This is a genomic window from Phyllobacterium zundukense (genome assembly GCF_002764115.1).
Taxonomy (GTDB): Bacteria; Pseudomonadota; Alphaproteobacteria; order Rhizobiales; family Rhizobiaceae; genus Phyllobacterium; species Phyllobacterium zundukense.
Genome location: NZ_CP017943.1, coordinates 551,386 through 571,109, shown reverse-complemented (window position 1 = coordinate 571,109; position 19,724 = coordinate 551,386). Strand labels below are relative to the sequence as shown.

The following is a 19,724-nucleotide window of genomic DNA, read 5'->3' as shown; positions in this document are numbered from 1 at the left end:
AATCATGTCGATGAGAGCAGGAGAAGACGCAGCGGTAACCCGACGACCAGCCAAGCCAGTCGACTTACCCGGCGTTTGCGAGCATGAACTCAAACAGCAGCTCTATCTGGCCATCGAGCATGTGGGTTCCATCGCGTGTAAGGCAGCCGATTTGGGCGGCTTCCTGCAGAAATCGTGTGGGCACCGGATCGGTAATGACATCAGCCGCAACCATGTTGGCAGAGAGCTGCGAGGCGTCGACCGGCAGGGGATCAGTTGCCTTCATCCCTGCCGATGTGGCATTTAGGACAATGTCGCAGTCCTTCGGGACTGTCGTCGACACCGATACCCTGCCGGGATAAGCGCCATTCAGTTTTTCGAGAAGCGCTTGCTGGTTCGCTTTGTTGATATCATGGAAAGTGAGGTGACGAGCGCCTTCCTCAAGCACCGAGACCGCGATCGATGATCCAGCGCCGCCGGCTCCAACCATGAAAACGCTTTTCCCCCCGATAGGATGACCGGCTTTCAAAATGCCGGTGATCAGTCCTGCTCCGTCGAAATTATCTCCAAACCAGCTGCCATCCTTTTCACGACGCATCGCGTTGATTGCGCCGAGAACCTTGGCGCGATCAGACAGGCGGTCGCAAAAGGCAGACGCTCCAAATTTGTGAGGCAGCGTAATGAGAATGCTGTCGACGTTGGGCATGGTCTTTAGCACCGGCAAGGCGCTGGCAAGGTTGTCCTTCTCGATATGCAATGGCACCAGTATGCCGTCGTAACCGGCCTTCCGCATTCGCTCGGTAAGCCAGCCAGGCGCAAGAACCTGTGCGATCGGCGAGCCAATTAGGAAGTGGACGCGGGTTTTCCCAGTTATCGTGGGTTCCTTCATCGTAGTATTCTCTCTAAGCCAGCGTGTAGGCCGTCTTGACGACGGTGAAAAACTCGCTCGCATACTTGCCCTGCTCGCGTGACCCGAAGGACGATGCCTTGCGACCGCCGAACGGTACGTGGAAATCGACACCCGCCGTCGGCAGATTGACCATCACCATGCCGGCTTCCGAAGTGCGCTTGAAATGTGTTGCATGTTTCAGGCTCGTCGTGGCAATCCCGGCCGACAGACCGAATGGTGTGTCGTTGGCAACGGCGAGCGCTTCATCATAATCCTTGACGCGAATGACCGATGCGACAGGTCCGAAGATTTCCTCGCGGCTGATACGCATGTCGTTCGTCGCTTCCGTGAACAGAGCAGGCTGCAGGAAGAAGCCGGGCGTATCGCGCTTCAGCACTTCGCCGCCAAACGCCAGCTTGGCGCCCTCCTTTTTGCCGATCTCGATGTAATCGGTGTCCTGCTTGAGCTGCTTTTCATCAACGACCGGGCCGATATGCGTTTCCTTATGAAGCGCGTTGCCGACATTCACCTTGGACAGGCGCTCCGTCAGGGCAGCAACGAACTTGTCGTGAATGCCTTGGGTGACGATGATGCGCGAGGATGCAGTGCAACGCTGGCCGGTGGAGAAGAAGCCGGAATTGACTGCAGCTTCGACGGCAACACCGAGATCGGCGTCATCGAGAACGACGAACGGGTTCTTGCCGCCCATTTCCAGCTGGAACTTGCGGTTGAACGGCAGCGAGGACGCAGCAACGCGCTGGCCTGTGCCGGTCGAACCGGTGAAGGTGATGCCTGCGAGATCCTGGCTGTCGAGTATCGCCTGCCCAACGACGGAACCACGACCCATGACGAGGTTAAGAACGCCCTTCGGCAGACCTGCGCGGTGCAGGATATCGACGATTGCCCATGCGCAACCCGGTACGAGGTCGGCAGGCTTGAAGACGATGGTGTTGCCGTAGCAGAGTGCAGGCGCGATCTTCCAGGCAGGAATAGCAATCGGGAAGTTCCATGGCGTGATAATGCCGATGACGCCGAGCGGTTCACGGGTGATCTCGATGCCAATGTTCGGACGAACCGACGGCAGGACTTCGCCAGCCAGGCGCAGCGTTTCGCCGGCGAAGAAGTCGAAAATCTGCGCTGCGCGGATGGTTTCGCCGATGGCTTCTGGAAGGATCTTGCCTTCCTCGCGGGCAAGTAGTGTGCCGAGTTCGTCCTTGCGGGCGAGGATTTCGTCGGAGGTCTTCCTCAGAATTGAATGCCGCTCCAGGATGCCGGAGCGCGACCAAGCGGGAAACGCGGCCTTGGCGGCGGCGATCGCCTGCCCGGCATCCTCGGCGCTACCCTGAGCATATATTCCAACGACATCATTCGTGTCGGACGGGTTTATGTTCTTGGAAACCTCCGTACCAACCCATTCGCCGGCAATGAGATTTTGATACATGGTCATTTCTCTTCGATCCTGTTCTATCGCCATTGAACGCGGCGGAAAGGAAGGACTTCGATGTCCTTCCAAACGCCATCGACATGGTAGATTTCGCTGTCGATATAAGCCTGCAGCGCTGCGCGATCGGGGAACTCGCAAAGGACGATCGAGCCAATCATCTTGCCGTCGTCGTTGAGAAGGGCGCCGCCGTCGATGATCGTTCCTTCCGCCTTCATGGCGTGGATGCGTTCCATGTGCTTCTCGCGTGCTGCGAGACGCTTCTCAAGCGTCCCCGCGGTGGTATCGTCGCGGGCGATAAGGGTGAACTGCATGTGCTGTCTCCTAATCAACTTTTGGCGCGGGCGACGGGGGTGCCAAGGCGTAGCCGCGCGCCTCGTAATCGAAATCGTGAAGCTTGTTGACTGGTTCAGCCTTGTTGACCGGCGACGCATAGTAGGCGCGGATTTCCACGATCCGCGTTATGTCTTCGTTGAAGATGTACCACTCGTCACCGCGCAGCACTTCACCGATAGCTGTCTTCCAGTGGGTCCACTCGATCACAGCTTCGCGGCCATCCTGAGAGGTCAGCACCTTTTCGATAGTCCAGCGCGACCCCATGTTCTTCACGCACCAGACCCAACCATCGGCGATCGCCTCGGCGCCCCGCCAGGGCGCGCCGGGGAGACCTGGCGGAAAATAATGGACGCCATCTTTCGTGAAGCTGTCAACCAGACCTTGATGGTCCGCGTCGTTACAAGCTTGGAAATAACGCCGGATAAGCGCTTCGGCCTTGGCCACAGGTGTTAACTCCGACATAGTTTACTCCGCTGCGTTCTGGCGAGCGCGCCAATCGGCATATTCTTTCAGGGTTTCTTCGTTCGGAGGATAAGTGCCCCAGAGCGGCGCACCGGCATCGATCTTGGTGAACAGGAATTTTTCCCGCATTTCCTGCTCATAGGAATCGTTCGCCAGTTCCTCGGCAATCGAGCGAGGGATAACCACGACACCATCGCTGTCTCCAACCACGATATCGCCTGGATAAACGGCGACCCCTGCGCAGCCGATCGGCAGTTGCATGTCGACGGCGCGGTGATAGGCGGGGCGTGTCGAGGCGGTGTTTGCTGTGCAATAGGCCGGAAACGGCATTTTCGAGATTTCCGTGCCATCGCGGAAAGCACCATCTGTAATCGCGGCCATAACGCCTTTTCGCATCATTCGCGTCATCAGCATGTTACCGGCGGATGCAGCCCGAGGATCATTGCGACTGTCGATTACCAGCACCTGACCGGCTTCGATGGTCTCGATGGCCTCCCACTGCATGTTGTCCTCGCCGCGCTTCTTCAAGTCACCGAGGTCCCAGTCCTTGTCTTCCCGCGAGGGTATGAAACGCAAGGTAAACGCCTCACCGGCAAAGGAACCGGCATTGGGGTTGAGCGGCGATATTCCGACGAGGAACTGCTGACGGTAGTTGCGTTTGAAGAGCTGGGTGGTGAGCGTTGCCGTAGAACATGCCTTCAGCTTGTCGAATGTCTCGGTGGAAATTTTGGTCATAGAGGCGTCTTTCTAGGTTTTCAGAAAAGTGGCGTCAGGAGGCAGCCGCAACTGCTTCGTCGACCATGTCGAACATCGAATATTGAGGCGCGAAGCCGAGGATCGAACGGGCCTTCACACTGCTACCATGCGTCTTGCCGAGTTCGACCGGTATCTTTGCCTCGACAAACCGGCGGCCGGTCTTCTCCGCCAGATAGGGAATGAATTGGCCCAAGCTGACAGGAGAAACGGGCGCCAGGTTGAAAGTCTCTCCGATAGCTTCAGGCTTGTCGAAGATCAGCAGCAGGCCCTGCACGATGTCACGCACATCGACCAACTCCTGGGTATGGGCAAGGCCATTGGCATCGACCGGCAATAACAATGGTTCATCTGGACTCACCAACGGTTCCAGGATCGACAGGATCTGCGTGAGTTCGGAGTTCGAGGTAGCCCCGGCATGATGCGTGCTGCTTGCCTTCAGGCTGCGCACGCGGCTGTTCACATAGAAAGCCGGGCCAGCATATTCGCCATTGGGATCGATGAGTTCACGAGCCGCCTCCGTGTGCGAGAACACCGCGGTGCTGATATCAAGTTTCTTCTCGGACCGGTGGTAAAACTTCACCATGTCCTCGCCGAGAACCTTGGTCATGCCATAGAATGTGTATGGTTCCTTCGGGTGGTTTTCATCGGTTGGACGGTAACGCGCAAACCGCGTCGGGTAAACCTGATCGCTTGAGGCGAAGACCATACGGATATGCCGCTTCTGGGACTCCACCGCAGCGGCGCGGAGAACATTGTACGTCCCGGCGACATTCACGTCCCAAAGGAGGTCCCTTGCAGTCGGCTGGAACGAGATGACCGCAGCCATGTGGAAAATGGCATCTACACCTTCCAAAGCCTTGGCCACGTCGTCATAATCAGCAAGGCTACCTGTGTGGCAGACGACACCTGCCGCCTCGGCGGCTGCCTTGTTCGGATCGTTTGGAACGGCAATCGTTCGAACATTGTGACCACGCTCCTTCAAAGCAGCCGACAATACGCCCCCTACCCGACCGGTGGCGCCGGATACGAAAATATTCATGACTTCATCCCTGCAGTGGCGCCGCGCGGATCACATCGTGAGATCAATCCGGCGCGGATTTAATTCAAATCTCGCTCCAGGAACTCTTGTTCCCGGCAAGCTTACTTTATCGCCAAACAGTGTCAGTTAAAGTATTCTTTCCAAGGCGTGGAAGTCTCGTCTCATATATTGAGACTTATAGACTGGCGGCGTATCTTGCCATAACATCCGGGTCCGGTGTGAAGCCGATGCCAAAGTCATCGCCCGCGCTGAGCAACCCGTTGACTGGCTGCGGTGTTGCCGCCAGCCAAGCCTCGGGTTCAACAAAAAGATACTCAACCAAGGTGCGCGGTGACGTCAGCGGTAGCATTGCAAGCGTCGCAAAATATCCAGGGCCAAAATAGGGTGTATGCGGCATGGCGATCTTGCCTGCCTGCGCGCAGGATTTTAGCACGCTGATGAATTCTGAAATTCCGCCCACCTTTGTCACACTCGGCTGCGGATATGTTACGGACTGGATCAGGCGCTGGAAGTCGAACGCCGTTGAGACATTCTCGCCGGCTCCGGTCGCGATGCCCTGACCTTCGATCCTGGCAAGCCCTGTATAGTCATCTGGCGGGAATATCGGCTCTTCGACCCACAGAACATCACACTCCACAAAGGTTTTGCGAAGAGCGATCGTCTCTTCGACCGACCATGTGCAATTCGCGTCAACCATCAAGGGGACATCCGGTCCGACGATTTCGCGAGCTCGGCGAATGACGTCTGGCGCGATCTCATGAAGCTTGACGTGCCTGTAACCGAGATCCAACGCCTTCTGACATTGCACTGCGACAAGATCGGCGTTGCCGTATCGAACAAGGCTGGCGTAGGCCAGACGCTGGACGGCCACGTCAGCGTCCAGCAGCATCCAAAGTGGCTTTCGGGCGCGCCGCGCGGCCAGATCCCAAAGAGCGATATCAACACCCGAAAGCGCAAAAAGGGTGATGCCATAACGTCCAAAAAGGTGAAGCTTTTTCTGGATGTCGATGTTCCATGCGGGAATATCGCTGATGCTTTGCCCCACAACAAATGGTGCTATCATTCGATCAACTGCAGACTTTACCGCCTCAAGGCAGAAGTATGCGAACGCCTCGCCCCAACCGACGTTGCCTTCGTCGTCCTCCACACGGATCAGCACCATATCGAGGACATGCCATCGACTTGGCGTCCCACCGGTTCCAGCCCCCCCATCAACAAAGGGTATACGCACCGGATGGGTCTGCAGGGATATGATTTTTGGCAATTCGGGGTTTGCCTCGGGCATCGGGGACCTCTTAAAGTTTTCCAAGAGTATCGGGCAGTCCGCGCTCGCCGACATCGATCGACAGCAACTGCCCGGAAAGTGGCGCGTTGGTCAGGCTGTCGCGCGACAGACCGCTTCGCGCACTGGTGACAAAAATTTCACAAAGATTGGCTCCGCCGAATGCAATCCCCGTTGGATTTGCAACGGGAAGCGCGATGGTTCGCTCGATCTCGCCGTTCTCGTTGAGCTTGATGATGCTCCATCCGTCGGAGAGCCCAACCCAGGGATTAAGCTCCTCGTCGATCGCCAGCCCGCAAGGCGATCCTGCGACTTTTGGTATATCGGCAAACTTGCGTTTGCGACCACTCGGAGTCTCCAGCAGATATATGCTCTGACGCACTGGCTGTGCAACCATCAGCCCCAATTCACCTGCAAAAGCGATGTCGCTGACATCGCCCGCCAAATCGAAAACAGGCTCCAGACCGTTCTCCCGGGCCCAGGGGCCGATCTTGCTGATATTTGCTTCGGCATCAAAACACGCTGCCCAGATATGCCCATCAGGGTTTGCGCGCAGCGATCGGATTGACAGGTTTGCCGCTCCGGCGAAGCGTTGACGAACGCCATTGCGATCTCCGGCCAGGAGATCACAGCCAGCCGCGCAGACAAAGCCGCCCTCCGTCAGACAAAGCGAATTGATCCTTTCTGATAGGGTATGCAGCGATGCAAAATCTTCGACGTCGCCTCCCACCCTGATTGAAGGAGCGAGAAGATCCGCCCAGAAAATCGACTGCGTCCTCACGTCCCACCGCGGTGCTGATCCGATAAAGGCCGGGTTGCGGCTCCAGACCTTACAGTCACCAGAATACTGAGCCGATGTTCTTAGCGACGGTGCGAGCTGGCTCGAAATCCGCTTTGCGGCCTCTGCCAACTCCTTGCCCAGCTGTTCCGCACGTTCCGGATGCATGCGGAACGTCGGTCCTGCGACACTGATCGCAGCAATCGGCTTGCCATCCGGATCAAGGATGGCGGCGCCGACACAGCGTGTTCCTAGAACGATCTCCTCGTCGTCCATGGCATAACCTCGCGCCCGCACGATCGCCAGATGTGCTCTCAGTTGCTCGACGTCCGTGATCGTATTGTCGGTAAAGGCGGTAAGTCCCGATGTCAGGACGTGCTCAAGCTGAGCTTCGGACAGATGTGAGAGGATTGCCTTGCCCTGGCTTGTGCAATGCATCGGCTTCAAGGCGCCGAGTTTTGCATTGGATCGTTTGTCATGCGCGCTTTCGAAACGCCCCAGCGCAAGTACATGGCTTCCTTCCTGCACGGCCAGGTAAGAAGTCTCGCCGGTCAGATCGCGCAACCGCCTCAGTTCCACCGACGCAATGGAAGCCAGATCCGAAGAAGACCAGGCGTTTTGGGCAAGTTCCAGGAAGCTGAACCCGAGCGTGTAGTTTTGGCTAAGCAGGTCCTGCCTGATCAGGCCACGCGATATCAGGGCTGCAAGGATCCTATACAAAGTAGCCCGCGGGATTCCTGTTTTCTCTGCCAGCTGCGCCTGCCCAACCAGCCCCGGAGAGTGCCCGATGATTTCGAGTATATCGCATGCCTTGCCGATCAGGGCTGTCCCTGCGACATTTTTCGGCGATATCAAATCTGAAGACCACTGTAATTCATTCATCAGCATGCCTCGCTTTTAGGCTCAATATGTAAGTCATTCCACACGAGGGATCGCAAAAGCGCTCCGCTATCAAGCAGAATGTCCACATATTGAGATTTTGCAAATTTGCTGGCGCGAACGTTCAATTGTATGGGATCTACAGGGTCACAGTGATCTTGATCTCGCCTGTCAGAGTATCTCCAGGCTGCAGGACGCGAGCTCCGGTGCTGCTCTTATCAGCATCCAAGTTCCAGGCATTGGTGATATGAGTTACCGGCTCAACGCAGATGTGGGCGGTGTCTCCGCGATGCACCACAAGATAATCAAGTGGCGCCGCCGCGGTCATGGTCACCCGAACGCCGTCGGCGCACGTAATGGTCGCCTGGGTCCAGCTGTCCAGATAGCTGGTTGGCTGCCGTTCCAGCGCCTCGCGTTCCGTGATCACATTGCGGTTGCCGACCGGAAGATAGTCATGCGCATGGGGCCAGTGAAACGCAGCATCCGTGTCAGCCGGGTGAGTGGAGGCAAAATACGGGTGCCATCCGAAGCCTGCTGGCATTGGCCTGGTGTCCCGGTTGGATAAAGATACCTGTAATGTGAGGACGTTGTCCTTTACCAAAAATTCCTGCGATGCGTGAAAGCACCATGGCCAATCCGGATCGGCATTATAATTTATCTCCATGGCGAACCTGTTTGTCTCGTGCCTTAGGACGCGCCATGGTCGACTATGGCTGGGACCATGCAAGGTATTCGGTTTGGCCGCCGGATGCGCCTGAAGGGATATGGCTTGTCCGCCGACGTTGACCGAGGCATCGGCGAGCCGATTATGGTAGGGTATCAGTGGGTAGGCGCCGGCGCGTGGCCAATGCAGGACATCGAACCGATGCGGATTGAACGGCACAACGATATCGACGCTATCGCCGTACTTCAGACCGAGAAGGCGTCCCCCCATCTCTGGTGAGAAAGTCGCTCGGAGATCACGCGACAATATAGAATAGGATTGTTCGCTGTGTAAGCACCGTATCATCTTCGTGCCCCAAAATCGCACCACGCCAGCCAATTCCGGCATGAATCCGGCTCAAACTAGCGATGCAAAATTCCGGATCAATAAGATTAACAACGCGCTGCCCACTATGTGAGAAGCGCAAGGCGGGCCACCCCAATACGTACAGCCCGACGGCTTCTTACGATGCAACAAATCCTGTCAAAACGTGCCCGGCACATCTCCTCGAACAGCATTTATTCCACGCGCCCAGTTCGATAATCGGTCCCAAAGGACATCATCGACACCCAGTCCTTCTCTCAATTGGCTAGCCTTTTCAGCCATCGCCCGCTCGCCTGGCAACCGGACGCCCGACTGCCCTCGGCCGCGCGACTTTCTTTGCACTGCCGCACGAAATCCGTCGTTTCTTGAAGAAAAGCCTCCCGCCCTGAGAAGAACGACGGGTCGATAAACTGAAGAAAGACTCCCTGTGCGCCGCGCTGCTTTGGCGTAAACCGACCGTGTCCCGACAGCGCCAGTCCACAATGAACGACGTAGGCGAAAATCGCAGATGCGGGCAGGTTCACGCAGGCCGGCGTCCGGCTCGGCATACCGAAATCAACGGTCAGCCAGCCGGTGCGTCTGATCGCCTCGGCGTTCGCGCGAAATTCGGTCGATGTCGGATTGATATTCGTAGACAGAGGCATCGGTCAGTTCCGGCTCCCGAATGCATTCTGATCGCAAGCATTGAGTGAGGATGGCGCCCGCTTACCCAACGCCATCCTTAGGGTTTCAGGCCGCGCTGTTCACCACGATCGTCTGGGAATTCGTATATTCTGCCAGCCCCTCGAGGGCGTTTTCGATGCCGATCCCCGATTGCTTGTGGCCGCCGAATGCCACGTGCGGAGAGAATGTGTGGATCTCGTTGATCCAAACGGTGCCAGCTTCGATACGCTCTGCTGCTTTACGCGCAGCATCGATATCCCGGCCCCACACCGACGCGGCAAGCCCGTACTCGGTGTTGTTGGCGCGCTTGATGACGTCATCCAGGTCCTTGAACTTGAGCAGTGGCAATACGGGTCCGAAAGCTTCTTCCATCACCACCCGGCTATCTTCGGGCGGATTGTCCACGATCGTCACCGGCACGAAGTACCCCGGTCCCTCGCCGATGTCGCCGCCCAGAAGAACGTTCTGGCCGCGATCCTTGATGTCAGCGAAGAGGTCCTTAAGTTTTTCGAATTGCATCCGATTCTGGATAGGGCCGAGGTCGGTGCCCTGATCGGAACCGTCTCCAACCTTGACCGTGCGAGCAAAAGCCACCAGTTCGGCGGCGAGCTCATCGTAGATGTCCTCGTGGATGTAGAGCCGCTTGGCGGCGACGCAGAATTGCGCACTGTTCTGGAATGCGGCCCAGAACAGTTTTTGAGCCGTTTCCTTGATGTCGACGTCGGGCAAAACGATCGCCGGGTCATTGCCGCCGAGTTCCAGAGTGATACGCTTCAGATTGCCTGAGGCTGCCTCCATGATCTTCCGACCTGTCGCCGTGGATCCTGTGAAGCTCACCTTGCTCACCTTCGGATGCTTGGTGAGCCAAGCCCCCAGTTCATTGCCGCCCGAAACGATGTTGAAAACGCCAGGAGGCAGGATTTCGCGCAGCAGTTCGCCAAGCTTCAGTGTGCACAGCGGTGTGTAGGGAGACGGCTTTAGAACGACCGTGTTTCCAGCCACCAGCGCCGGAGCGATTTTCCAGACAGCCAACAGCACAGGGAAGTTCCATGGCGTGATACAGCCGATGACGCCAAGCGGGACTCGACGGGTCTCGACGCGGCGGTCCGTTGACAGCTCGGTTACATGGACCGGCAACGACTGCTTGGCGATCTCGCGACACCAGTAGGCAGAACCACCGATTTCCCATTCCGCGCCCTTTCGCGCCTTGCCCTGCTCGCGCGTCAACAGGCGCATGAAGGACTCGGCATGTTCTTCGATCACATCGCCGATCCTGGAGACCAGCTGTTGGCGCTCTTCAATCGGCCGAGCGCTCCACTGGGGAAAAGCCGCTTCGGCTGCGGCCACCGCGGTATTCAGTTGCTCGAGGCTGGCTTCCGGAACCGAAGCAATTCGCTCCTCGGAAGCGGGATTGAAGGCGTCGAACATACCTGAGCCGCCAACGGCCTTTCCGCTGATCGTCATCGAATAGTCGTTGAAGAAATCAATACTCATAAGCTCCTCCTCCTAAGCACTTGGTTTCGTGGACTGGTTGCGTGCATCCTCCCGCAAAGTGCGGCGCAGGATTTTGCCGGTGCTCGTCTTCGGTAGGTCCTCAACGAAAGCAATGCGGCGCGGGATCTTGTAGGCTGCCAGATGCTGCCGGCAGTGGAGCAGCAGTTCGGGTTCCTCGAGCGTGACACCTGCATGGAGGACGACGAAGGCTTGGGCGATTTCGCCCTTTTCTTCATCTGGGACTCCAGCGACCGCGACCATCGCTACACCGGAGTGCATCGCGACGACCTGCTCGAGCTCTGCTGGATAGATGTTGTAGCCAGCAGTGATGATCATGTCCTTCTTTCGATCGACGACAAAAACGTAGCCATCGCCGTCCCTAACAGCGACATCGCCGCTGGCAAGCCAGCCTCTTTCATCGAGCACCAGAGCGGTAGCAGAAGGATCGTTCCAATATCCCTTCATCACTAGCGGTCCACGGACCATCAGTTCGCCAGGCTCCCCGTTTCTCGCATCGTCGTTCGGATGTTCCAGCGAGGCGATCCGAACTTCCATCGCGGGAAAAGCCAATCCGATAGAGCCGTGCCGGGCTGGCCAGAAGGGCGAATGGCTGACCGCGGGTCCGGCAACCTCTGTCATGCCCCAGAGCTCCAAGAGTGGGCATCCAAAACGATCAACAACGGCTTCCATTTTGGCCGTCGGCATGGTCTGGCCGCCGACCGTGCATCGATTGAGGGACGATAGGTCGGCCGTCGCGATGTTCGGATTTGCCAGCATCTGATAGTACATCGTCGGAACACCGTCGAAGAGTGTCACATGTTCTGCAGCAATGAGTTCGAGCGCGCGGGCGGGCTCGAACCGGGGCAGCAATACCAATCGCGCTCCGCTCTGCATTGCGGAGTTCATGACGATGTTGCCATAGACATGGGGAAGCGGCAGCGCGGACAGAATGACGTCGCTCCTGTGACGGACATGCACTGTCGCGGTCGATGCCATGCTCCAGAAGACGTTCGCGTGGGTCAGCATCGCGCCTTTCGGCCGCCCCGTGGTGCCGGAGGTGTAGCCAATCTTGAACAGATCGTCCGGATCGCGCGCCACGGGGGCCAAGTAGTGGCCGCTCAGAACTTCGCCAAAGCCTCTGTCGCCACCGTCCGGAGCAATAAAGAGCCTCCCCTTCGTATGCTCGACCTGATCCAGACGATCCGTTGGCAAAATCACCGCTCGGGCGTCCGAATCCGAAGCAATGTAGGAAACTTCGTCCGGGCTCAGCAGAATATTGGCTGGGACGACGACAGCGCCCAATCTCGCGATTGCATGATAGGCGACGATCCACTCCCAACCGTTAGGCAGGTAGAGAACGACGCGGTCGCCCGACGATATGCCGAGGCTTAAAAGGCCGCCTGCGAACTGTCCTGCCCGGAGATCAATTTCCTTGAATGTGAGGCTCTCGTTGCCAGGGAGGGTAAGCGCGATTGCATCCCCAAACTTTTGCGAAGCTTCGGATGCCACGGTCGTCATGACAGCGTTTTCCATTGCCCTAACTCCGATCGCGATGTGGTTGCAGAGCGAGAAATAGGCGGCCTATCCGGCACCATGGTGCCGAAGGGGATAGTTCCTGAATCATGTGCTCCTCCCTGTTTTCAGTCCCTTTTCAGTCTTTCCGAACAAAGATCCGATCGCATCACCGGCTCCTCTCCGGCGGAGCATCGGCAAACCAATGTCAGCGCATCAACGATGGGCTGAACACCATAAGGCTCAAGATCTCGAACAAGACTTGTGCGCCGACGTGAGCGGTGTTCGTCGTGGCGTCGTATTGCGGGGCAACTTCCACAACATCGCCGCCCACAAGATTGATGCCCTTGAGGCCCCTGATCAGTTCGAGCGTTTCGCGCGTGGTGAGGCCGCCGACCTCCGGTGTGCCTGTGCCTGGCGCAAAACTCGGATCGACGCTGTCGATGTCGAATGAGAGGTACGTGGGTCCATCACCCACGACCTTCCGTGCCCTGTCGATGATGGCTGGTATCCCGGTGGAGGTGATTTCCTCCGCATGGGTTACCGTCATGCCGGAATCGTAGCTGAACTCCCAAAGATATTCGGCTGAGCCGCGAATGCCGATTTGAATCGTCCTCTGCGGATCGAGTACACCGTCCAGAACTGCATTCCGAAATGGTCCGCCATGATGGAACTTCGTTTGGTCGAAAGCTCCTCCAGTGTCGCAATGCGCATCAATGTGAATCAGGCCAACTGGTCTTTCGCGGCCGACTGCCTTCAGTATCGGGTGCGTTATCGAATGATCGCCACCAACCGATAGAGGCAAGACAGCGCGCTCGACGACCTTGGAGAAGAAAGCCTCGATATCCTGATGGCTGTGTTCCAGCCGATACCGGCTTGCGAAAGGAACATCTCCGATATCCGCAACTCTCAACTCATGCACCGGCGCGCAATCGAGCACGTGATTGTACGGTCCGATGCGCTCTATCGTGCGCAGCGCCCGCGGACCGAAACGGGACCCGGGACGGTTCGTGACGCCCAAATCCATCGGTACTCCGATGAGGGCGACATCGAGGCCTGAGAGATCGAAGTCTTCGCCCAGCGCACGATATGGTGCGGTGAGAAATGTTGGCAGGCCAGCATATGGCGCAACGCGCGTCCCAGTGCTGGAAAACAGCTTATCTGCCACTCGCTTGAAGCGGGGATCGTAGAAGTTGCCCCCCGAAGTGTCGCCGTACTTGGCGCGCAATTCTTCCAACTTGCTATGTCCGGTCATCCCTGTCACCTGCTCACCCCAAGCTTACGGTCAACGGCGCCGGAGGCGTTTCGCGAGCCTCCGAGGATATTGTCGGCAGCCTGAAGACCCGACCAATGTGACTGGCCTACCGTGCTGTTGATCATATAGTCTCCAGCAAACGCGATCCCGGGGAGGTCGGGCATTTGACGGAACGCAGCGAGGCGCTTCACGAAGCCAGCTTCGCGGCGGCAAATCGCCAAGTCGTTTCGCTGCAGATGCCGGTCAACAAAAACGGCATTGGCGATCTTCGGCTCGACCCTGGCGTAATCGTCCCATGCTTGGTCGAGTATCGCGTCCTCGCTTTCGCCCAGCGTGCTGGCGCAAAAAGCCCCCTTGAGTTCTCCGCTTGCAAGAAACCGATTGTTGCCCTTCCGCCAGAAGTGCAGGTTGGAAACGCGCTCAAAACCGTCCTTTGTGGGCAGGAGCAGGGACGGCGGCAGTTCGTCCATCTGCGCGTCGAATAGATAGTGCACGATGTGGTGACCTACGTATCCAACGCTGCGAAGGAAGTTCAGCCTTTCGTCGTCGAGCGTGGGCATCATTTTCGGGACCAGCGGCGCAGGGACGGCAAATATCACCGCATCGGCCTCGATCTTTCGCGTTGTCTCGCCTTGCAGGATCGTTGCCCGCACCTTGTCTGCTTTGGTGACGTCGACAACCCTCGAACCAAGCAGGACTTCGCAGCCGGCATCCTTCTCGAAGTGCTGGCCCATGGCATAGGTGAGCATGCCGACCCCGCGCTCCTTGAAAGACCACCAGCTCCCGCTCCAGGGAAAGCTGGCCATCAGCCACATCAGCCATGCGACGGAGTAGTCATCCTTCTCATAACCACAGAACATCTGCATGGTCGGCTCGAGGATGTAGTCCGCAAAATTCGGAGAGATGCGCTTCATGAAGTCGTATGCACTCTCCGTGTCGAGCGCCGACGCGGACGTCAGGTCACGGGGGTCGTTCCGCCCGATCTGCTTGGCAAGAGATGGGAGCATCTTTGCAAGCGACGCCTTTTCCCCGATGGACAGGAGTGGGTTCCTCAAAATGTCCGCAGGGGAGAACGAGGGCTGTCTTACAATGCCCTTGACGTGATGAAGAAGGTATTGCTCATGAGCCTCGGTGAGGTTGGTAAGACCGTCTGGCTTGTAAATGCCAAGTGCCTTGCTCTGTTCGATGAGGTTGTCTTCCGTCCCAACGAAGGCAAACGCGCCGCGGACGCGCCACCCGTCCTGCCAATAGTGAGTGCGGCAACGGCCCCCGACTTCGCTGTCGCTTTCGACAAGCGTGACTTCCGCCCCGTTTTCCCGAAGGCGCCATGCTGCCCCGAGGCCCGCAATCCCTGCACCGACCACAATGACTTTCATTCTTTCCTCCAGCTGCATTTGCAGGTGCCAATGATAATAGAGCCAATTCTTTTATAGAGTCAACTCTATTTTTGTCTGGTTCGATAATGGTCTCGTCACCGAGGTTTCGCGCTGGGACGAGCGCTTCGCGGAAGAGCAAACTCCCGCGGAGTAACCATCAGTTATCTATTGAAGATGGATGCGCCGGAATGCCCCGGCGATGACGGGTTACCCGCAGCTAAGCGGCTGAAACCAGGATCGCATCACCGGCGTCCCATTCTATTCGCACCGGACTTCCGACAGAAAATGCGTCATCGCGCATCGACGACGGCATGCTTACGTTTATTGGACCGAATGGGGTTTCTACCATGTAGACGCTTTGCGGGCCGAGAAACGCCGATCCGATAATCTTGCCTTGCAGCGCGCCAGGTTCCGACGCCACACCGGGTCGCAACCGAAGCCTTTCTGGCCGCAAGACGATATTTACATCACGATCATTGCCCGCGTACGCCGCTTCTGGAACGACAAACTGAAAATCCCGGCACTGCACGGTGATCAGATTGTTGTCATTCGCGACAATCGAGCCAGGAAGAATTGCGGCATGGCCCACAAATTCGGCAATGAAGCGCGAGGACGGTCTATTATAGACGTCTTGGGGCGTACCCACCTGCTCCAGTTTGCCATTGCGGAGAATGGCAACTCGGTCGGACATTGCCATCGCCTCCTCCTGGTCATGCGTGACGTTGATAAAGGTCGTACCAAGCCTTTCGTGCAAGCTTTTCAGCTCGAACTGCAGTTCGCTGCGCAATTGTTTGTCCAGTGCGGAAAGTGGTTCGTCCAAGAGTACCACGCTTGGCTGGAACACGAAGGCCCGAGCTAAAGCCACGCGCTGCTGTTGGCCGCCCGAGAGTTGCCGGGGCTTCCGATCCTCCATGCCCGCAAGTTTGACAAGATCGAGTACCGCTTTCACAAGTCGGGCAATCTCGGCGCCCGGCAGCTTTCGCAGTTTGAGAGGGTAAGCGACATTCTCAGCAACCGTCATATGGGGAAACAGAGCATATCCCTGAAACACGACTCCGAGCGAACGCCTTTCGGCTGCGAGCGGCGTAATGTCCGACCCATTGACCAATATTTGGCCGCCGTCGCATCCGACGAAGCCCGCAATTGCCATCAACAAAGTCGATTTCCCCGAACCAGACGGCCCAAGAAGGCTTATGAATTCGCCCGCCCTGACATCCAGAGACACGTCATGCAATGCGCGAACAGATCCGAAATGCTTGCTGAGCGATCGGATCTCGACCGAGTGGCCGGATTGGGTGAAGTGGTTCATGTCAATGATCCTGTCGAATGGGATCGGATGCTCGCAGGAGGTTTCCTACGGCCAGAACGATCAAGGTGAGAATGATGAGCAGCGCGGAGACGGCAGCGACCGAAGGATCGACATTTTCCTTGATGCCGTCCCACATTTTGCGCGGCAGCGTGTAGACGACCCGATTTGCCACGAACAGCGTCAGGACGAGTTCGTCCCACGACATGATGAACGCAAACAAAGCACCGGCCGCGGCCCCGCCCTTGATGTTCGGCAATATCACATCAACGATCGTGCGTAGCCTCGATGCTCCGAGGCTACGGGCTGCTTGCTCAAGCTTCGGATCAACCAGGGCGAGTGAGGAAGACACTGTTAGCGCCGCAAACGGCGTCGCCAGGATCGAATGAGCGAGGATGACGCCAATCCAGGTGTCATAGAGGCCGATTGCAGTCCACATCTTATAAAGTGCTACGGCCGACACGATCGGCGGTACGATCATCGGCGAGACAATCAAGACGGTAAGCGCCGTCGTCCACCGAGCTTTGACGTGCCAAGTGCCGATGGCGAAGGCTGTGCCGATTGCAGTCGAGATGAGAGCTGTGGCTGTGGCTACGATGAAGCTGTCTCGCATGCCGGTCAGCCACATCGGGTCCGTGAATACGGTCACGACATGCTGCATTGAGAGATGTGAGATACTATCCGGCATAACGACAAATCGACTGTCGTTCAGGCCGATTGGGAAAACAATGAGTGTTGGTGCGAGGAGGAAGAGGCCGAAAAGCCATCCAAGAGAAAGCAGGACCAGACGGGTGCGACCGTTGAAAAGCATAAGCATCAATCGCCCTCCATCAGCCGGCGAAACCCGACCAACCTTCCGACCAATCCCATGAAGCATATGGTCGCAAGCAGAATGGCCACGGAAAGCGCGGCGGCAGCTGTCCAACGCAGCGTCACGAGGACCGAGAGGCTCACATACTCACTCACCATGACGACCCGTCCACCGCCGATGATTGCCGGAGTGACGAAAAATCCTAGACAGAGCACGAAAACGAGGAAAGATGCAGAGATCACCGAGGGTAGGGTCAGGGGGAAATGTACGTCTTTCCAAGCGTGGAATTGAGTAGCTCCGAGGCTCTTGGCAGCCATGAGATGCCGCGAGTCTAAGGCGTTTATCGCGCCTAAGATTGGAAAGACCGCGAACGGGACACAGAAATGAACCATCGCGATCAGGACCCCGAGTTGGTTTCGAGCGAGCTTTAGTGGCTCTGACACAAGGCCTAGCGAAAGAAGCGTTTCGTTCACCAGCCCGTTGTTGCGAAGCAATATAAGCCAGGCAAGCGCACGCACGAGCGCCGATAGCCAAAACGGTATGATCACCAAGGCAAGAAGAAAGGATTTGGCGCCGCCTTTCGAATGGATGATCGCCAAGGCGATGATATAGCCGATCACCACCGAAATGACCGTGGTGACGATAGAAACCTTGAACGTGATCCAGATGACATTCCGCACGGCCGAAGACGCGAGCATGTCTGTGTAGGCGGAAACGCCCGGCGAACCAGGGATGCCGAAAGAGGAAAGGAATAGCCCGGTCATAGGTATCGCGTAGAGCACAGCGATTAGGCTTGCTGCCATCCAGGCAAATGATTGATACGGTGCCTCCGCGGCCCGCTTGTAAGGAAAAAAGCGGTCAATCATGGCATCAACTCTGCCCGATTGCATGAGCGCATGCCTATGAAGAAGTAGCGTGGCAGGTCACCATTCAACCCGGATTTAAGATACATTGTGTTCCCCTTTATGAGCGTGTTTTTGTCGCTACCGCGTCGTTACCGTCGCTTTTTTTATTCGGCCCCATAGACACATCACCCAGTAGGATACTGATTTGTCGGGTTGCATCTTCTTTCGCGGATGCCAGGCTCGTCTTCCCTGTCAGAAACAACGACCAATGCAGGTTTCCAACGGATAGCCCCAGTTCAGCGAGATCCTCTGAGGAGATGGGGACCTTAACCGTGCCCGTCCGCTGAAGAGCCTCAAATAGCTCTCGCATTTCCTCATAGACAGCGTCATCAAAAGCGCGGACCACTCCACCAAAGCGTGCCGGTGGTCCGGCATAGCTTTCCGCGTAAGCTTCTCTCCAAAGCGCGGGCGAGAGATTCCGCATGGAACGGTCGAAAATGGTCGTAAAATACCGGTCTATTGCGACAATCGGGTCGGATGGAGGGCACCGGATCAGTTTCGACACGATCGTGCGCGTCACAGCGCTGTGACGTCGAAATACCTCCAGAAGGAGGGCTGCCTTATCGCCGTAGTAGTTATAGATGGTTGCAGGGGATACTTCTGCTCGGGCCGCTATCGCGTCAACCCTAGAGGCGGCAAAGCCCGCGAGCCGGAACTCGGCCTCCGCGGCCGTTACAATCGCGGTCGCTCGCTTTATGCGCCGCTTTTCTCGAAGATTATTCATAGAGTCAACTCTATGAAAGAAATTTATCTAAAGCAAGAGTTATGACTAAGTTTGTCGCGCGAGTCAGTGATAGCAAGTTCCCTCGTAAAAACAAACAATTAGCCTAAGATCGGCCAAGAAGCCGTTAAGGTGCAGTGAAACACGCGAACTTAGCGCGACACTGCAGATGTGGGTTTGACGTTGGCTCGATCAAGGAGGATACGAATTTGGCGGATCGCCTCCGTGCGCGCCACCTCAAGATCAATTTGCCCGGTAAGGAAGCGGGACCATTGAAGGTTCCCCACGGCCAGGGCAATTTCGGCCAAGTCGGATGCGGCGATCGCGCTACCGAGGGATTTTCGCTCTTGAAGGGTACCGAACAGCGACTTCATGTCTTTGAAAAGGCGTGCATCCGTTTCAGAGACGATGCCACCAAGTGTGGCCGCAGGGGCAGAGTAACTCGCTGCGTATGCCTCACACCACAATTCTCGTGAAAGGTCATGCATTGAGTGGTCAAACACCGCCGCAAAATATCGATCGATAGCCTCGAGTGGATCGTCCGGAGGGTTTTGCACCGCCTGAACCATCAGCCCCCGGGTTTGCATGCTATGGTCCCGGAACATTTCGAGCAGCAAGCCCGCTTTGTCGCCGAAGTAATTGTAAATGGTTGCGGGTGCCACTTCCGCCTTGGTCGCGATTACTTCAATCTTGGCTTCGCTGAAGCCGACGTTCCGGAATTCCTCCCCGGCGGCCGCCAGGATCGCCTGAATTCTTCGTTCTTTTTGTAATGCTCTAAGTGCGGCCATAGACTGAACTCCAAAAGAAGATTCA

The 19,724-nt window shown here is 57.0% G+C and carries 19 protein-coding genes; all 19 read right to left on the bottom strand.

Annotated elements, in window-relative coordinates; all coding sequences use genetic code 11:
* Window positions 1–64: 64 nt before the first annotated feature.
* The gene (locus BLM14_RS28365) at window positions 65–868 is read right to left on the bottom strand and encodes a shikimate dehydrogenase family protein (RefSeq protein WP_157929629.1); all 804 of its coding nucleotides are present in this window, start codon (window positions 866–868) and stop codon (window positions 65–67) included.
* 13 nt (window positions 869–881) lie between these two features.
* On the bottom strand, window positions 882–2,315 hold the full coding sequence (locus BLM14_RS28360; protein ID WP_100003375.1) for an aldehyde dehydrogenase family protein: 1,434 nt from the start codon (window positions 2,313–2,315) through the stop codon (window positions 882–884).
* Window positions 2,316–2,332: 17 nt separating this feature from the next.
* Entirely contained in the window at window positions 2,333–2,623 is a 291-nt protein-coding gene (locus BLM14_RS28355; protein WP_100003374.1) for a YciI family protein, read from the bottom strand.
* Window positions 2,624–2,633: 10 nt separating this feature from the next.
* The gene (locus BLM14_RS28350; RefSeq protein ID WP_100003373.1) at window positions 2,634–3,107 is read right to left on the bottom strand and encodes a nuclear transport factor 2 family protein; all 474 of its coding nucleotides are present in this window, start codon (window positions 3,105–3,107) and stop codon (window positions 2,634–2,636) included.
* A 3-nt stretch (window positions 3,108–3,110) separates the two neighbouring features.
* On the bottom strand, window positions 3,111–3,842 hold the full coding sequence (locus BLM14_RS28345; RefSeq protein WP_100003372.1) for an RraA family protein: 732 nt from the start codon (window positions 3,840–3,842) through the stop codon (window positions 3,111–3,113).
* A 34-nt stretch (window positions 3,843–3,876) separates the two neighbouring features.
* The gene (locus BLM14_RS28340; RefSeq protein WP_100003371.1) at window positions 3,877–4,902 is read right to left on the bottom strand and encodes an NAD-dependent epimerase/dehydratase family protein; all 1,026 of its coding nucleotides are present in this window, start codon (window positions 4,900–4,902) and stop codon (window positions 3,877–3,879) included.
* A 175-nt stretch (window positions 4,903–5,077) separates the two neighbouring features.
* Window positions 5,078–6,187: a mandelate racemase/muconate lactonizing enzyme family protein gene (locus BLM14_RS28335; protein WP_100003370.1), complete on the bottom strand. Its 1,110-nt coding sequence runs from the start codon at window positions 6,185–6,187 to the stop codon at window positions 5,078–5,080.
* Between the two features lie 10 nt (window positions 6,188–6,197).
* Window positions 6,198–7,844 (bottom strand): IclR family transcriptional regulator domain-containing protein, encoded by a 1,647-nt coding sequence (locus tag BLM14_RS28330; RefSeq protein WP_162293267.1) that lies wholly within the window; start codon window positions 7,842–7,844, stop codon window positions 6,198–6,200.
* A gap of 136 nt (window positions 7,845–7,980) precedes the next feature.
* Window positions 7,981–8,775, bottom strand: a complete 795-nt coding sequence (locus BLM14_RS28325; protein WP_237143724.1) for an aldose epimerase family protein — start codon at window positions 8,773–8,775, stop codon at window positions 7,981–7,983.
* Between the two features lie 350 nt (window positions 8,776–9,125).
* Entirely contained in the window at window positions 9,126–9,512 is a 387-nt protein-coding gene (locus BLM14_RS28320; protein WP_100003367.1) for a hypothetical protein, read from the bottom strand.
* An 85-nt stretch (window positions 9,513–9,597) separates the two neighbouring features.
* Complete coding sequence (locus BLM14_RS28315) at window positions 9,598–11,025, bottom strand: aldehyde dehydrogenase family protein (RefSeq protein ID WP_100003366.1); 1,428 nt, start codon at window positions 11,023–11,025, stop codon at window positions 9,598–9,600.
* Window positions 11,026–11,037: 12 nt separating this feature from the next.
* Entirely contained in the window at window positions 11,038–12,558 is a 1,521-nt protein-coding gene (locus BLM14_RS28310; protein WP_100003365.1) for a class I adenylate-forming enzyme family protein, read from the bottom strand.
* A gap of 187 nt (window positions 12,559–12,745) precedes the next feature.
* Entirely contained in the window at window positions 12,746–13,792 is a 1,047-nt protein-coding gene (gene speB, locus BLM14_RS28305; RefSeq protein WP_100003364.1) for an agmatinase, read from the bottom strand.
* Window positions 13,793–13,797: 5 nt separating this feature from the next.
* A complete protein-coding gene (locus BLM14_RS28300) occupies window positions 13,798–15,168 on the bottom strand; it encodes a protoporphyrinogen/coproporphyrinogen oxidase (RefSeq protein WP_157929628.1) in 1,371 nt (456 codons plus the stop codon).
* 217 nt (window positions 15,169–15,385) lie between these two features.
* Window positions 15,386–16,477 carry an ABC transporter ATP-binding protein gene (locus BLM14_RS28295; protein ID WP_100003362.1) on the bottom strand — a complete coding sequence of 364 codons (1,092 nt, stop codon included), beginning with the start codon at window positions 16,475–16,477 and terminating at the stop codon, window positions 15,386–15,388.
* Window position 16,478: 1 nt separating this feature from the next.
* Window positions 16,479–17,291 carry an ABC transporter permease gene (locus BLM14_RS28290; RefSeq protein ID WP_157929627.1) on the bottom strand — a complete coding sequence of 271 codons (813 nt, stop codon included), beginning with the start codon at window positions 17,289–17,291 and terminating at the stop codon, window positions 16,479–16,481.
* The gene (locus BLM14_RS28285) at window positions 17,291–18,151 is read right to left on the bottom strand and encodes an ABC transporter permease (RefSeq protein WP_157929626.1); all 861 of its coding nucleotides are present in this window, start codon (window positions 18,149–18,151) and stop codon (window positions 17,291–17,293) included. Before BLM14_RS28285 ends, BLM14_RS28290 begins: the two co-directional genes overlap by 1 nt.
* A gap of 97 nt (window positions 18,152–18,248) precedes the next feature.
* On the bottom strand, window positions 18,249–18,914 hold the full coding sequence (locus tag BLM14_RS28280; protein WP_100003359.1) for a TetR/AcrR family transcriptional regulator: 666 nt from the start codon (window positions 18,912–18,914) through the stop codon (window positions 18,249–18,251).
* A gap of 149 nt (window positions 18,915–19,063) precedes the next feature.
* Window positions 19,064–19,699: a TetR/AcrR family transcriptional regulator gene (locus tag BLM14_RS28275; RefSeq protein ID WP_100003358.1), complete on the bottom strand. Its 636-nt coding sequence runs from the start codon at window positions 19,697–19,699 to the stop codon at window positions 19,064–19,066.
* Between the last annotated feature and the right edge of the window lie 25 nt (window positions 19,700–19,724).

What these genes read in the sequence shown, in the direction of transcription:
- BLM14_RS28365 (WP_157929629.1), bottom strand. Translation starts at nt 868, where the DNA reads ATGAAGGAACCCACGATAACTGGGAAAACCCGCGTCCACTTCCTAATT.
- BLM14_RS28360 (WP_100003375.1), bottom strand. Translation starts at nt 2,315, where the DNA reads ATGACCATGTATCAAAATCTCATTGCCGGCGAATGGGTTGGTACGGAG.
- BLM14_RS28355 (WP_100003374.1), bottom strand. Translation starts at nt 2,623, where the DNA reads ATGCAGTTCACCCTTATCGCCCGCGACGATACCACCGCGGGGACGCTT.
- BLM14_RS28350 (WP_100003373.1), bottom strand. Translation starts at nt 3,107, where the DNA reads ATGTCGGAGTTAACACCTGTGGCCAAGGCCGAAGCGCTTATCCGGCGT.
- BLM14_RS28345 (WP_100003372.1), bottom strand. Translation starts at nt 3,842, where the DNA reads ATGACCAAAATTTCCACCGAGACATTCGACAAGCTGAAGGCATGTTCT.
- BLM14_RS28340 (WP_100003371.1), bottom strand. Translation starts at nt 4,902, where the DNA reads ATGAATATTTTCGTATCCGGCGCCACCGGTCGGGTAGGGGGCGTATTG.
- BLM14_RS28335 (WP_100003370.1), bottom strand. Translation starts at nt 6,187, where the DNA reads ATGCCCGAGGCAAACCCCGAATTGCCAAAAATCATATCCCTGCAGACC.
- BLM14_RS28330 (WP_162293267.1), bottom strand. Translation starts at nt 7,844, where the DNA reads ATGAATGAATTACAGTGGTCTTCAGATTTGATATCGCCGAAAAATGTC.
- BLM14_RS28325 (WP_237143724.1), bottom strand. Translation starts at nt 8,775, where the DNA reads ATGGGGGGACGCCTTCTCGGTCTGAAGTACGGCGATAGCGTCGATATC.
- BLM14_RS28320 (WP_100003367.1), bottom strand. Translation starts at nt 9,512, where the DNA reads ATGCCTCTGTCTACGAATATCAATCCGACATCGACCGAATTTCGCGCG.
- BLM14_RS28315 (WP_100003366.1), bottom strand. Translation starts at nt 11,025, where the DNA reads ATGAGTATTGATTTCTTCAACGACTATTCGATGACGATCAGCGGAAAG.
- BLM14_RS28310 (WP_100003365.1), bottom strand. Translation starts at nt 12,558, where the DNA reads ATGGAAAACGCTGTCATGACGACCGTGGCATCCGAAGCTTCGCAAAAG.
- speB (WP_100003364.1), bottom strand. Translation starts at nt 13,792, where the DNA reads ATGACCGGACATAGCAAGTTGGAAGAATTGCGCGCCAAGTACGGCGAC.
- BLM14_RS28300 (WP_157929628.1), bottom strand. Translation starts at nt 15,168, where the DNA reads ATGAAAGTCATTGTGGTCGGTGCAGGGATTGCGGGCCTCGGGGCAGCA.
- BLM14_RS28295 (WP_100003362.1), bottom strand. Translation starts at nt 16,477, where the DNA reads ATGAACCACTTCACCCAATCCGGCCACTCGGTCGAGATCCGATCGCTC.
- BLM14_RS28290 (WP_157929627.1), bottom strand. Translation starts at nt 17,291, where the DNA reads ATGCTTATGCTTTTCAACGGTCGCACCCGTCTGGTCCTGCTTTCTCTT.
- BLM14_RS28285 (WP_157929626.1), bottom strand. Translation starts at nt 18,151, where the DNA reads ATGATTGACCGCTTTTTTCCTTACAAGCGGGCCGCGGAGGCACCGTAT.
- BLM14_RS28280 (WP_100003359.1), bottom strand. Translation starts at nt 18,914, where the DNA reads ATGAATAATCTTCGAGAAAAGCGGCGCATAAAGCGAGCGACCGCGATT.
- BLM14_RS28275 (WP_100003358.1), bottom strand. Translation starts at nt 19,699, where the DNA reads ATGGCCGCACTTAGAGCATTACAAAAAGAACGAAGAATTCAGGCGATC.